Origin of the sequence: Streptomyces sp. NPDC048434 (assembly GCF_043200375.1) — a bacterium.
GTDB lineage: Bacteria > Actinomycetota > Actinomycetes > Streptomycetales > Streptomycetaceae > Streptomyces.
This window is the reverse complement of record NZ_JBICXQ010000004.1, coordinates 330408-343917: the sequence shown is the minus strand read 5'-3', so window position 1 is coordinate 343917 and position 13510 is coordinate 330408. Positions and strand designations below refer to the sequence as shown.

Annotated in this window: 12 protein-coding genes and 1 pseudogene; 8 read left to right on the top strand and 5 right to left on the bottom strand. The window is 71.2% G+C overall.

Annotated features, from left to right (window positions below):
• Positions 1–94, top strand: a pseudogene (locus ACGFWI_RS07355) (2-hydroxy-3-oxopropionate reductase); the annotation flags it as partial.
• Between the two features lie 334 nt (positions 95–428).
• Here ACGFWI_RS07355 and ACGFWI_RS07350 read toward each other — a convergent pair.
• Positions 429–1688 (bottom strand): cytochrome P450, encoded by a 1260-nt coding sequence (locus tag ACGFWI_RS07350; protein WP_393904943.1) that lies wholly within the window; start codon positions 1686–1688, stop codon positions 429–431.
• A gap of 187 nt (positions 1689–1875) precedes the next feature.
• On the opposite strand from ACGFWI_RS07350, the gene ACGFWI_RS07345 reads away from it, so the two are divergent.
• From ACGFWI_RS07345 to ACGFWI_RS07325, 5 genes are all read left to right on the top strand, one after another.
• Complete coding sequence (locus ACGFWI_RS07345; protein ID WP_006608014.1) at positions 1876–2103, top strand: hypothetical protein; 228 nt, start codon at positions 1876–1878, stop codon at positions 2101–2103.
• A 302-nt stretch (positions 2104–2405) separates the two neighbouring features.
• A complete protein-coding gene (locus ACGFWI_RS07340; protein ID WP_393904942.1) occupies positions 2406–2576 on the top strand; it encodes a hypothetical protein in 171 nt (56 codons plus the stop codon).
• Positions 2577–2704: 128 nt separating this feature from the next.
• Positions 2705–4225 (top strand): AlkA N-terminal domain-containing protein, encoded by a 1521-nt coding sequence (locus ACGFWI_RS07335; RefSeq protein WP_393904941.1) that lies wholly within the window; start codon positions 2705–2707, stop codon positions 4223–4225.
• Positions 4222–4734, top strand: a complete 513-nt coding sequence (locus ACGFWI_RS07330) for a methylated-DNA--[protein]-cysteine S-methyltransferase (RefSeq protein ID WP_393904940.1) — start codon at positions 4222–4224, stop codon at positions 4732–4734. Before ACGFWI_RS07335 ends, ACGFWI_RS07330 begins: the two co-directional genes overlap by 4 nt.
• A gap of 83 nt (positions 4735–4817) precedes the next feature.
• Positions 4818–5558: a 2OG-Fe(II) oxygenase gene (locus ACGFWI_RS07325; protein WP_393904939.1), complete on the top strand. Its 741-nt coding sequence runs from the start codon at positions 4818–4820 to the stop codon at positions 5556–5558.
• Positions 5559–5612: 54 nt separating this feature from the next.
• On the opposite strand, the gene ACGFWI_RS07320 is transcribed toward ACGFWI_RS07325, so the two are convergent.
• Both ACGFWI_RS07320 and ACGFWI_RS07315 read right to left on the bottom strand, forming a co-directional pair.
• Entirely contained in the window at positions 5613–6377 is a 765-nt protein-coding gene (locus ACGFWI_RS07320) for an SDR family oxidoreductase (protein ID WP_393904938.1), read from the bottom strand.
• A 224-nt stretch (positions 6378–6601) separates the two neighbouring features.
• Positions 6602–7585 carry a ScbA/BarX family gamma-butyrolactone biosynthesis protein gene (locus tag ACGFWI_RS07315; RefSeq protein ID WP_393904937.1) on the bottom strand — a complete coding sequence of 328 codons (984 nt, stop codon included), beginning with the start codon at positions 7583–7585 and terminating at the stop codon, positions 6602–6604.
• A 171-nt stretch (positions 7586–7756) separates the two neighbouring features.
• Between ACGFWI_RS07315 and ACGFWI_RS07310 the strand changes: the two genes are divergently transcribed.
• Both ACGFWI_RS07310 and ACGFWI_RS07305 read left to right on the top strand, forming a co-directional pair.
• Positions 7757–8431, top strand: a complete 675-nt coding sequence (locus ACGFWI_RS07310; protein WP_393904936.1) for a ScbR family autoregulator-binding transcription factor — start codon at positions 7757–7759, stop codon at positions 8429–8431.
• A gap of 600 nt (positions 8432–9031) precedes the next feature.
• The gene (locus ACGFWI_RS07305) at positions 9032–11482 is read left to right on the top strand and encodes an MFS transporter (protein WP_393904935.1); all 2451 of its coding nucleotides are present in this window, start codon (positions 9032–9034) and stop codon (positions 11480–11482) included.
• Between the two features lie 323 nt (positions 11483–11805).
• Here the strand turns inward: ACGFWI_RS07305 and ACGFWI_RS07300 are convergent, their stop codons facing one another.
• Together ACGFWI_RS07300 and ACGFWI_RS07295 are read right to left on the bottom strand one after the other, a co-directional pair.
• On the bottom strand, positions 11806–12072 hold the full coding sequence (locus tag ACGFWI_RS07300; protein WP_393904957.1) for a dihydrofolate reductase family protein: 267 nt from the start codon (positions 12070–12072) through the stop codon (positions 11806–11808).
• Positions 12073–12403: 331 nt separating this feature from the next.
• A complete protein-coding gene (locus ACGFWI_RS07295; protein ID WP_393904934.1) occupies positions 12404–12937 on the bottom strand; it encodes a GNAT family N-acetyltransferase in 534 nt (177 codons plus the stop codon).
• Between the last annotated feature and the right edge of the window lie 573 nt (positions 12938–13510).

Here is a 13510-nt window from a genome sequence, read left to right as displayed (position 1 = left end):
CGCCGCCCTCCGCGCCCAGGGCGACGGCAACCTCGACCACTCCGCCCTCCTCCGCGGCGTCGAACGCCTCTCCGGACACCCCACCGAAAGCTGAGCCGATGCCCGGGATCAGCCCGTGACGCTCGGCCCGATCGGCGCCGTGACTGCTGCACTGCAGTCACGGCGCCGGTTTGCTGTGGGGGAGATCGCGGGGGACTCGTGCGGGGAGGGCTTCGAGGGGTGATGTGTGGCGGTTTGGCGTGAGGGCCCTCACGTCTCCTCGCGGAACACCCGCCCCTTGTTCACCGTTCAAATGGGTGTGGGTGTTGATGACACCCACACCAAGCCGCCCCGGCCAGCTCCCCCCGTCTGGCCGGGGCTTCCTCTTGCCCGAAGGCTGGAAATACGCCCCCGGGACCCGGTTCAGCGGATTGCCACGTACGCCCTGATCACCGGTCGAGGATCACCGGGAGACTTGCCAGACCGCGCATCAAGCGCGTGCGCCGCCAGTCCAGCGCCTCCCAACTGTCCACCGCCGCCCGGATGTGGGGGAAACGCGTCAGCAACACCTCGAAGGCGATCCGGGCCTCGACGCGGGCCAACGGCGCACCGAGGCAGTGGTGCGGGCCGTGTCCGAAGGAGAGATGTCCCCCCGGGCGATCGCGGCCCTCGGACTCCCCGGGATGCCGGGGGCCCTGGGGGCAGTTCGGATGGCCGGGACCGTCCGGACGCCCCGCAGGGTGGTGACGGTCCAGCCGTACCTCGTCCGGCGCGACGAACTGCGCCGGGTCGCGATTGGCGGCTCCAGGGGACACCAGAACCACATCCCCCGTGCCGATCCGGGCGCCGCCGAGTTCGAACGGTTCGGTGGCGAAGCGGAAGGTCGCGAGGGTGATCGGAGCGTCGTAGCGCAGGAATTCCTCGACCGCGGCGGGGAGCAGGCCGGGATCGTCCCGGAGGCGGGAGCGGAGCGCATCGTCCTGGAGCAGGGCCAGCATGCCGTTGCCGATGAGGTGGGTGGTCGTCTCGTGGCCTGCGACGACCAACAGCACGGCCAGCGAGAGGAGTTCGGGCTCGGACAGCCGGTCCTGGTCATCACGGGCGGCGATCAGACCGCTGAGGATGTCGTCCCCGAGGTCCGCGCGCCGGTCCGCGATCAGCTGCGTCATGTAGTCGCTGAGGGCGTGCGACGCGCGGTCCACGGTGTCCGGGGCCGCCGCGGCGAACAGGTCGTGCGACCAGTGCCGTACCGCCGCACAGTCCCGCTCCGGCACCCCCAGCAGCTCGCTGATCACCGCGATCGGCAGCGGCACGGCGAACTCCTCGACAAGGTCACCCGACCCGCGCGCGGCCAGCGCGTCGGCCAGTTCCTCAGCGATCGCGCGGATACGGGGCTCCAGTCGTGCGACGGCCGCCGGAGTGAACGCCGTCATCGCCAGCTTCCGCAGCCGGCCGTGGTGCGGCGGGTCGGTGGCGAGCATGGTGCGGCTGACGGCGGGGGCCAGATTGCGGTTGCTGGGACGGTCGGCGAAGTAGCGGGCGGTGTCCTTCGACAGCCGCGCGTCCGCCAGCGCCGCCCGGGCTTCCGCCCATCCGGTCACGGCCCATGTCGTACGCCCGTTGCCCGTCCGTATCTGCTGCACGGGGCCGCGCGAGCGCAAGGCGGCGAGCAGCGGGTACGGGTTTCGGGAGAACTCGGCTGAGTCCATGGGGTTGTTCACGGTCGGCCTCATGATCTCGTCGCGGAGGTCGGTCCATGGCGTTGCGGAGCGGCCGTCCGCTCCGTGCTCCCTGCCACCCGGCCAGCCTAGTGAATGGTTGCGGGGTCAAGGATTGATTGAGGCTCACGGCGGCTGTCGAAGTGCGCGAGCGCGGAGCCCGGCGCACGCTGGATGCATGACCGAGCATCCGCCTGTCATCGTGCACCCGCCGACGCCCTCCGGTGGCCGACGGGTGACCGTGCGTGGGCAGATCGTCGGCCTGGCCCACGGCCGTGGCGATGTTGCCGAGTTCCTCCGCCGCGCGGGCGTCGCCGGCCCGGCCGAGGACATTGCGCTGGACGACCCCCGGCTCGTCGAATGGCGGGGCGGCTCGCTGGACGACTGGCCGATGCCGCCGGCCTGACGGGGCGACCGCGCCGCTTGGAACCGGCGGCAGGAATGCCGGCAGGCAACGACGGACGGGGCGACGGCGCGTACGCCACCGTTCAGCCGCATCCGTCCATAGCCGTAGCCCCAGCCCCAGCCGCATCTCCTGAAGCCGGCACCGGCCGCGTCCCGGCTGCCTGTCACCGCTCCCCCCTCGTCCCACCGGGAACGCGGTACGACAGGAAAGTCGAGTCGCCGCGGTGGAACGACATAGGCTGACCAACGGTGGCCCTGTGGCTGCCGGTTCGTGAGTTGCGGCAGCAGAGGCAGGAGCACGGCGTGAGTGACAGCGGGGACACCGGGTACGACGACGGTTCCGACAGTGGAAGCTCATCGCTGAGCGCCCGGTCGTCGGGCGTCCCAAGCTGGAGTGTCCTGCGGCGGGCGATGCGCTGGGAGACACTCGTGCTGCTCCTGATCCTGGTGGTCCTGGCCGCGGCAGCGTCGTAACGCGCGTCCGGCCCGGCGCGCCCTCGCCGGACATCCCACCGGGCCGTCGATCAGCCCGCCCGGCCCCGAACGCGGCGTCCGAATTCCGCCAGCGTCGCCGCCTGACCTGCTGCACAGTGGACTCTGTGATGCATGAGGACAGCAGGTACGAGGCGGTGCGCAGCAGAGACGCCAGATTCGACGGCGCCTTCTTCTTCGCGGTGTCCACGACCGGGATCTACTGCCGGCCGAGCTGCCCCGCCACCACGCCCCGACGCCGGAATGTCGCCTTCTTCCCGACCGCCGCGGCCGCCCAGGGATCCGGCTTCCGCGCCTGCCGGCGCTGCCGCCCCGATGCGGTGCCCGGCTCCGCGGAGTGGAATGGCCGCGCAGATGTCGTCGGGCGGGCAATGCGGCTGATCAGCGATGGTGTGGTCGACCGGGAAGGGGTCTCCGGGCTGGCGGCCCGGCTCGGCTACAGCGCCCGGCAGGTGCAGCGTCAGCTGAACGCCGAGCTGGGTGCCGGCCCCGTGGCACTGGCGCGGGCGCAGCGCGCCCACACCGCGCGGGTCCTGCTGCAGACCACCGGTCTGCAGGCGGCCGAGATCGCCTTCGCGGCCGGTTTCGCCAGCGTGCGGCAGTTCAACGACACCATCAAGGAGATCTACGCGCTCACCCCGCGCGAGCTGCGTGCCGCCCGCCCCGGAAAGGGGTCCCGATTCGGCCCGGTGGCGCCGCATGCCACGCCCGGGGTGCTGCCGCTGCGGCTGGCCTTCCGTGGCCCCTACGCGGCACGGCAGCTCTTCGATCACCTCCAGCGGCGCGCGATCCCCGGTATCGAGGACGTCAGCGGCGAGCCCGGCGCCCGTACCTACCGGCGCACCCTGCGGCTGCCGAACGGCACCGGAATCGCCGAGGTCGACGAGGCGACCGGAGACGGCTGGCTGGACTGCCGGCTGCGCCTCACCGAGCTGCGCGATCTCACCACTGCCGGACAGCGGGTGCGCCGCCTCTTCGATCTGGACGCGGATCCGTACGCCGTCGCCGAGCGCCTCCGCGCGGACCCCGTCCTGGCACGGCTGGTGGACCGGCATCCCGGACTGCGTTCCCCGGGCGCTGCCGCCCCGGACGAGCTCGCGGTCCGTGCGGTGCTCGGCCAGCAGGTCTCGGTCGCGGCCGGCCGCATCCTCGGCGGCGCTCTGGTCGCCGCGTACGGCGAGCCGCTGCCGGAGCCGTCCGGTGCGCTCACCCACCTCTTCCCCCGCGTCGATGACCTGACGGGGGCCTCGCTCGCGGAACTCGGTATGCCCGAGTCGCGACGGACGACCCTGCGCACCCTCAGTTCGGCGCTCGCCGACGGCACGGTCACGCTGAACGCCGGAGCCGACCGGGACGAGGCCGAACGTGCGCTTCTCGGGCTGCGCGGTATCGGCCCATGGACCGCCGGATACATCCGGATGCGCGCCCTCGGGGATCCCGATGTGCTGCTGGCCGGTGATGTGGCCGTACTGGCCGGAATGCGCCGGGCCGGAGCTCCGACGGCCGGCCTGGCCGCGCAGGCGAACGGCTGGCACCCCTGGCGCTCGTACGCCATGCACCACTTCTGGAACGTGCCGGCCACCGAACCGGCGCGCACCCGCCCCTCCACCACGGAAAGCACCGGACCATGACGCTCTACACCACCCTCGACAGCCCGTTGGGCGAACTCCTGCTGGTGGGCGAGGACTCGGCCACCGCACCGGGCGGCACCGCGCTCGCCTCGCTGAGCCTGCCCGGCCAGAAGGGCGGTGCGACCGTCCAGGACGGCTGGACGTACGCCCCGGAGGCCTTCGCCGAGATCACCCACCAGCTCCGCGCCTACTTCGACGGGAAGCTGACCCGCTTCGGCATCGAATACGCACCCACCCGGGGCACCGACTTCCAACAGCGCGTGTGGAAGGCCCTGGAGGCCGTTCCGTACGGCACCACGACCACGTACGGGGCCATCGCGGCCGGGATCGGCGCGGCGCGGGGAGCGGTGCGCGCCGTCGGCACGGCCATCGGCGCGAATCCGCTGCTCGTCGTCCGGCCCTGCCACCGTGTGATCGCCGCGGACGGGTCCCTGTCGGGTTACGCGGGCGGGCCCGTACGCAAGCGGCAGCTCCTCGGTATCGAGGGTGTCGCGCCGGATGCCGGCTGAGCCCTCCGTACCGGACGCCGGCCGAACCCGCGCCGTCCCGACCCCCGGTGAGCCCCCGCCCCGAATCCCTACTGGAGCACGCCATGACCACCACGACCACCAAGCGCCGAGCCCGTCCCGCCGCGCCCGCCGAGCGGGTAGCGGCCGCCGACTGGACGGCCCTGGCCGACGAACTCAACACCCTGGGCTGCGCGTTGACCCCACGACTGCTCAGCCCGGCCGACTGCCGCGCCCTCGGCGCGCTGTACGACGAGACCTCCCGCTTCCGCTCGACCGTCGACATGGCACGACACCGCTTCGGCTCGGGCCAGTACCGCTACTTCGCCGACCCGCTGCCCGAACCGGTCCAAGCCCTCCGCGAGGCGTTCTACCCGCACTTGCTGCGGACGGCCCGTGACTGGGCGGACAAGCTCGGCCGGCCGGCTCCCTGGCCGGACACCCTGGGGGAGTGGCTCACCCTGTGCCACGAAGCCGGGCAGGCCAAGTCCTCACAGATCCTGCTGCGTTACGGCGCGGGCGACTGGAACGCGCTGCACCGGGACATCTTCGGGGAGATGGTCTTCCCTCTCCAGGTCGTCATCGGCCTGGACGAGCAGGGCACCGACTACACCGGCGGTGAGTTCCTGCTCGTCGAGCAGCGGCCCCGCGCCCAGTCCCGCGGTACCACCACCGTCCTGCGGCAGGGCCACGGCCTGATCTTCACCACCCGCGACCGCCCCGTACGCTCCGCCCGCGGCTGGTCGGCCGGTCCCGTACGCCACGGTGTGAGCACCGTCCGTTCGGGCCACCGGCACTCCCTGGGCCTGGTCTTCCACAACGCCTGACGGCGCCTGACGACGCCGCGGCCGCGCGCCGGGCCCAGGGCTGTGCCCGACCGGTCAGAGCATCGAGCCGCCGGTGACATCGAAGCGCTGGCCGGTGATCCAACGGGAGTCGTCCGAGGCCAGGAACGCGGCGACGTCCGCGATGTCCGAGGGCCGGCCGATCCGGTTGAACACCGAATAGGCCGCCAGCGCGGCCCGCCCCTCGGGCGTCGCCCTCCGCGCCGCGGTCACATCGGTCTCGACCCAGCCGGGGGCGATGGCGTTCACCGTGATCCCGCGGTCACCGAGGTCCTTGGCGAGGGTGAGCGTGAGGGTGTCCACCGCACCCTTGGAGATGCTGTAGGCCATCTGTTGCGGGTGCGCCGTGCTCGTCACCGCTGACGAGATGTTGATGATGCGTCCGCCGTCCCGCATCCGGCGCAGGCCGTGCTGGATGACGAAGAGCGGGGCCCTGGTGTTGACCGCGATGGTGCGGTCGAAATCCTCGTAGGTCACCGCGTCTATGCGCGCGGGGAAGTTGAGCGCCGCGTTGTTGACGAGGATGTCGAGGCCGGGTTCCGCACCGCAGGCGGCGAGTTCGGTGTCGAAGGCAGTGAAGAGGGCTTCGGCATCACCGGGAAACCCCAGTTCGGCGCGGACGGGGAAGGCCCGGCCGCCGGCGCTCGTGATGCTTTCGACCGTTTCCTTGGCCGCGGCGTCATTACTGCCGTAGTGGACGGCGATCAGCGCACCGTCCTCGGCGAGGCGCTGGGCGATGCCCCGGCCGATGCCGCGGCTGGATCCCGTCACCAGTGCGGTCTTTCCGTTGAGGTCGCCCATGCTCGTTCTCTTGCCTTTCGGTTGCTTGCGGGAGGGGGCGTGCTGCCGCCGGTTACTGTCGATCGCTGTGCGGTGGGGCTGCCGGGAGGCCCGTTGCCCATGCCTCAAGAGCCGCTGCCGCTCACTCCGTGCTCATGTCGCGCGGTCCGGTGGCTTGTCAGGTGGAGGGCCCATCGAGAAGTGCGTTGCTCCATCGAGAAGTGCGTTGCTCCTCAGACGCGCGCTCAGCGACGGGCGTCCAGTGCGGTCAGGGTGGAGACGAACACCGGCTCGCCCTCCTGGGAGCCGGTGACCTGCACCGTTGTGGTGGAGGGGAGCGCGGACGGGACGTGCTGGGCCACGATAGTGCAGGGAACGCCGTGTTCGGCATAGCGGCGGAATTCGGTGCCGAAGGCGTACGGCACGAAGGCTTGGGGCGCGGTCAGCGCTCGGGCGGCCTGCTGTGCGGCGTCGAGCAACAGCATTCCCGGAATGTGATCGTTCGCCGGATTCACCATCGCGGCATGGCCGGGCGCGATGCGCAGTTGCCACCGATCGGCCCGGTCGGTGGGGGAGAGCAGGACATCGCTGTCCTTGGCGCTTCCGGTCAGTTGGTGCGGGACGGGTGAGGGGAGCGGGCCCAGGGTACGGCGTGCGGCCAGCCGCTCGCCGCGGATCCGGCGGTAGACGGCAGGGGAGGTGACGGTGACGTCGGAATAGCCCGTTGCGACGATCCGGCCCGCCTTGCGGATGGTCATGTTGAAGTGGCCGCCGACCAGCGTGCCGGCCCGCAAGCGCATCCTGCTGCAGGTGACATCGACCGTCAGCCGGGTGGGTCCGCTGCCAACGGCCAGGTGCTCGGGGTGGGTTGTGTATACCAGGTCGCCGAGGATGAAGTGGTGGCCGACCGGTACGCCGAGCTCGGTGTGGCACAGGAGCAGCCCTGCCTGGCGAATGGTCTCACCGGTGAGAATGAGATGGTGGTGGCCGTGCACCGGAGTGAAGTACCCGTGATCGTGCGGCCACCGGGCGGTCAGCGAGAATCGGGAGTCGTCCAGTCGGCGCCATGAGGTGACCAGAATGTCGTCGACGAAGGGGCGGTGCACGAACTCCTGAGGGACGCCGGCATCGCCGTGATGCCCGGTGGCGGTGCGCTGGTTCCGATTTGCCTGCGTCTGGTGTGGAGCCCTGGGTTGAACCGTGCCGCTGACCTGCATCGTGTCGCTCATGAGTGCCCCCAGGCGTCTCTACGGGATGAGGTACATCGCTGTTAAGATACGTACCATCCGGTTTTATTTTCAATGCCGGGCGGCGAATTGGAGTAAGTAGCTGGCCCCAAGGCGACTTGAGCGGTAGCTAACTGATGCGGAATGGAAAACACGAGAGACAGGAGGCGTCCTGTGGCACAACAGGACCGCGCGATCCGGACCCGGCGACTGATCTTGGAAGCAGCCGCCTCGGTTTTTGACGACCTCGGCTACGACCGCGCGACCATCGCCGAGGTCCTCGAGCGCGCCGGCGTCACGAAGGGTGCCTTGTATTTCCACTTCGCCTCCAAGGAACAGCTCGCGCTGGCGGTGCTCGATGAGCATGTGCTGGACATCGCCGTGCAGCCGCAGAAGATCAAGTTGCAGGAGTTCGTCGACGCGGGGCAGGTGCTGGCATACCGCCTGCGCAGTGACCCGATCCAGCGCGGGGCGGCCCGGCTTGCGGTGGAGCAGGGCTCCAACCACCTTGACCGCAAGCAGTCGATGATCGCCTGGACTCGATTCGTCGAGAAGTTGCTGCATCAGGCGAGGGATCGCGGCGAGGTCCTGGAGAGCGTCGTCGTGACGGAGACCGCCGAGCTCTTCGTCGGAGCGTTCGCCGGTCTGCAGCTGATGTCGAACGCCCTGACCAACCAGGCCGATCTCAGCCACCGGCTGACCATCTTTTTCGAGCACACTCTCCCCAGCATCGCGGTGCCGGCCGTGCTCGCCAAGCTCAAGCTTGATCCGGAACGTGGCGCGGAGCTCGATGCCGCACTGCAGGGGAAGGCTTTGGCGGACGCAGGGGCCGATGTCGCGGCGAGTTGACCGAACCGGCCGGGCCGAGCCGGAAGAGATGGGCGGCAGGGGCCGGGCAAGCCGGATTATTCGCTGCGTTCAGGAGGCAAAAACATACCGCTCAGACGGTGTTCTTTGTTGAGGTGAGCGCGTCCAGGCCGGTGGTGTGTGCATGCCTCCCGGAGGCGCCGCGGTGGGTCCGCGGCGCCTCTCGCTGTTGACGGGGGCAGTGGTGAGCGATACGCCGTGAGCGGTGGCAACGGTGCGCGGCGGTCGTTCCCGGACGGGATTGTCAGTGGCGTGCTGTTCACTGGATTCGGCGGGTTCAGTGGATTCCGCGTCGAAGGCGAGGCCGGGGGAGGCCCGATGAACGGGGCGAAGGGGAGCCAGGAGCAGGGCGGCGTGAGGCAGATCACGACCGCCGGTATGAGATGTCGGCCGGTGCGCCGGAATAGAGCCCCGAGATAAAACGTTCGGCATGCACGTATCAATGGCCTGATCGCGCCCATGCCCGGTGACACCCCACCCTTTGAACGCCTGCTGCTCGCCCCTGCTCCGCCACCCCTCACGACACACGCTCACCCTCGACGCCCACCGACGCTCACCTCTGCCGCCCTGGAGGCCGCACGCATGACCCAGACGACGACGGACCAGCTCCCCGGAAGGGCGGCGACCGCCGCTGCCGCGCCCCCGGTGCCCGACCCGGCCGTGGGCGGGCACCGCAGAGCCCGCGGTGGCATCGTCCCGGTTCTCGCCTTCTCCGGCATCGTCGTCGCGGTGATGCAGACGCTGCTGGTGCCGGTCATCAAGGACCTGCCGGTGTTGCTCAACACGGCGCCCAGCAATGCCACGTGGGTGATGACGGCCACCCTCCTCGCGGGTGCCGTCTCGACGCCCATCATGGGACGCCTCGGCGACCTCTACGGCAAGCGGCGGATGCTGCTGACCAGCCTCGCGGTCATGGTCGTCGGCTCGCTGATCTGCGGATTCACCAGCGACCTGCTCACCATGATCGTGGGCCGGGCACTGCAGGGCTTCGCCATGGGCGCCATTCCGCTCGGCATCGGCATCATGCGCGACGAGCTGCCGCGCGAACGGCTCGGCTCCGCCATGGGCCTGATGAGCTCATCGATCGGTGTGGGCGGCGGACTCGCACTGCCGGCCGCGGCCCTGGTCGCCCAACACGCCGACTGGCACGCCCTGTTCTTCGGCGCCGCCGGTCTCGGTGTGCTGTCGATGCTGCTCACCTTCCTCGTCGTCCCGGAGAGCGCGGTACGCGCCCAGGGACGCTTCGACGTGGCGGGCGCCCTCGGGCTGTCGGCGGGGCTGGTCGCCCTGCTGCTGCCCATCACCAAGGGCAGCGACTGGGGCTGGGGCTCGCCCACCACGCTCGGTCTGTTCGGCGTCGCGGCCCTGATCCTGGTGCTGTGGGGCGTGATGGAGCTGCGCATGTCGCACCCCCTGGTTGATCTGCGGACCACCGCCCGCCGCGAGGTACTGCTGACCAACCTCGCTTCGATCACCGTCGGTGTGGCCTTCTACGCGATCTCCCTGGTGCTGCCGCAGCTGCTGCAGCTGCCCGAATCGACCGGATACGGCCTCGGCCGGTCCATGGTGGTGGCCGGCCTGTGCGTGGCGCCGCTGGGCCTGACGATGATGTTCGTCGCCCCGCTGTACGCGCGGATCGCCGCTCGTCGCGGCCCCAAGGTCTCCCTGCTGCTCGGCATGCTGGTCATCGCGATCGGCTACGGCGCTGGCATCGGCCTGATGAACGCCCCCTGGCAGACCGTCATCATCGCGGTGGTCGTCGGCGCCGGCATCGGCCTGGCGTACTCCTCGCTGCCCGCGCTGATCATCGGTGCCGTCGACCCGTCCGAGACCGGTGCGGCCAACGGTCTGAACACCCTGATGCGCTCGATCGGCACCTCGGTGTCCAGCGCCGTGATCGGCATGGTGCTGGCCCATATGTCCCAGCGCGTGGGACCGGTCACGGTGCCCACGATGGCCGGCTTCCGGGTCTCCTTCCTGATCGCCACGGTCGCCGTCCTCGTCGGTGTCGCCCTGGCATCCTTCCTGCCCTCGCAGCGCACGGCATCCCGTCCGACCCTGGTCGCGCAGAGCACGGACGGCGGTGCCGAGGAGGCGCTCGATGCGGACGCCGGGGCCGAGGGGGCGGTCCACCCCGCCGACCCGGCGGCCCGGCTCGTGAAGCCTGCGCCGTCCTGGGCCCGGCCGGCCGTCGCACCGCAAGCCACCCGCGCACCTTCCGCCCCCGCCGAGACGACCGTGACCGAATCGGCCGAGGCCCGCTCCGGCTTCGTCGGCCGCGTTCTGGACACCTTCGGTACCCCGGTCCCGGGCGCGAGCATCACCCTGATCGACCGGCAGGGCCGCCAGGCCGGTGTCACCACGGCCGGCGCCGGCGGACGCTATGCGCTCGCCGCCCCCGCGGCCGGCACCTATGTCCTTACGGGCGCCGCGCCCGGTCACGCCCCGTACGCCGCCTCTGCCCTCTACCGCGGCGAGGGCGCCTCGGCCCAGGTCGATCTGATACTCGCGGGCACCGGCCGCCTGGGCGGCGTTCTGCTCGGGGGCCCGGAAGGCGCCCCGCTGGCCGCCGGGAGCATCGTCCTCACCGATGCCGGTGGCGAAGTGGTGACCCGTACCACCCCCGGCGCCGACGGGAGTTGGGACGTCGCCCCTCTGCCGCCCGGCCTGTACACCCTGGTGCTCAGCGCCCCCGGACACCAGCCGCAGGCCCGCGCGCTGGAACTGTCCGGCGGCGAGCCGGAACGACAGGACATCCGCCTGCAGCCGACCGCAACCGTCCGCGGAACGATACGGGGCCCGCACGGCCGGCCGCTCGCCGATGCCGCCGTGACCCTCGTCGAGGACGGCACGGTCTCCGGGCACACCGTCACCGGACCGGACGGCATTTTTGCCTTCTCCGACCTGAGCGGACATCACTACACCCTCACGGCAGCCGGCTACCCGCCGCACGCCGTCCCGATATCCCTCGCCGACGGCGCCCACGAGAGCCTCGACCTGGACCTCGCCCAGCCGCCGGTGTCCGCTCGCTGACGCAGGCGCAGGCGCAGGCGCAGGTGTGCACGTGCGCCTCGGACGTGTCCGGGCGATCGTGTGACCGCCCTGTGGCTGGAACGTTGACGCGGGCACGGTGCACGGCGATCTGACGGACGCGGGATGGGAGCGGCCGCAGGTGGGGGACCGGGCCGCTCCGCCGGCGGGCTCAGCGGCAGGCTCCACCTGTGCGCCGTCGGCCGCTGCCGCCCGGTGCCCCTGGTCATCACCGGCGGACAGCGGGCGGACCGCTCTGCGATCGCACGCACCGGACACCGCAAGGCCCGCCCTACGGGCCAACGAGGGGTCTTCGAGGACAGGCCCTAGCGGTTCCCGGTGCGGCCGGGCGGCCGATACCGCAGGAGGACGTTGCCCGAACGGAACACGGTCACCGCCCCGGCCGTGAGGTCGATGCGGTCCTTCAGACCGGCGTACAGGCTCCGGCCGCGGCCCAGCAGCACCGGATGCAGCAAGATCCGCAGGTCATCCACCCATCCCTGCTCCAGCAGTGTCACGGTGAGTCCCGAACTCCCGAAGACCGCGATGTCACCGGCGGATTCGGCCCGGAGCCGAGCAACCTCGGCGCCCAGATCGCCGCCGTCGGTGATGCGGGTGCCCTCCCAGGGGGTGACCGGGGCCGCTGCCCGTCACCACTGTCTTGGGCACGGCGTTCATGAAGGCCGTGACCTCGGGCATCGCCTCCGCGGCCCGGGCCGAGGTCCAGACGTCGGCGAAGTGCTCGTAGGCGCGCCGGCCCAGCAGCAGGGCGCCGACTTCGCGGGTCCGGCGCAGGTCAGTCGAAGAACTCCTCGTCATAGAGGCCTCAGTCCAAGTCCCCACCCGAGGCGTGCCGTCATCCCTTGCGGCCGACGCGTTGACGCGCCGAACGGCGGACCGCCGCCCCGTCCGCTACGAGTCCCCTCAGCCCTGGTACTCCGTGAGATCAATGCTGTGCACCGTCAGCGCATGGCCGTACTCCGGATGCGTCGCCTCCCGCTCGAAGGCCATGCCGAGCTTGCGCAGGACATTGTCCGAAGCCTCGTGGCCGAGCCGGTTGATGGCGATGACACGGTCGAGGCCGCGGTCCTGGAGGGCGAACTCCAGCACGGCCTGGGCGGCTTCGGACGCGTACCCCTGGCCCCAGTACTGGCGGCCGAAGCGCCAGCTGATCGCCACTTCGTGCCGTGCCTCCGGCAGGAACTCGGGCACGGACAGACCGGCGCATCCGGCCAGTTCGCCCGAGGCGAGCAGCTCGACGGCGAAGAGGCCGAAGCCCTCGTCGTCCCACTCCTCCTCCCAGCGTTCGATCTCCTCGGCGGTTTGCTCCAGGCCGAGAACGGAGCCGTCGCCGATCCAGCGCATGACGGTCGGGTCCGCATTGATGTCCGCCATGGGGGCGAGGTCGTCGTCGGTCCAGCGGCGGAGAATGAGGCGGGGGGTGCGGATCTCGGTCATGCCTCCCATCCTGTCGAATGCAGGGGCTCAGCGGTAATCGCTGCTTCCGGCGGCCCGCCCCCCGCCACCGGTGCCCTGTCGGAAGCGCCACGTGCTGGGGCGCGGGGACGCCTCCGTCCTGACGGCCTCGGTGCGGGCGGTGCTGTCGGCCGTCAACCGGGCGGGCGCGGGCAGGGACGGCCGCCGACGACAGGGGCGGCGGGCGTTCCCGGGGCGTCCGCCGCCCGAGTCCTCGCCCCAGTCCTCGCCCCGGTCTCCTCCCCATGACGATTTCGACGCCGCCGAGGACGCGGTCCAGAAAGCGCTGCCGACGGCTTCGGTGCAGTGGCCGGCGGAGGGCCTGCCGTACCACCCACGCGGCCGGCTGATCCAGGTCACCGGCCGGCGGAAGACCGAGGGGTACGTAGCGAAGGGCGCGCCGCCCGACTCGCCCCGGCCCGCCCCGGCCAGGCCCGCCCCGGCCCGGGAACGGCTACCGGGCCCCAGCGTCCCCTGCCGCCAGGGGAGTTGCACTTTTCCCGGGGAACACTTGCACTTTCGTCCGGCCGGCCTTGTCACCTGTCACCGCGTGCC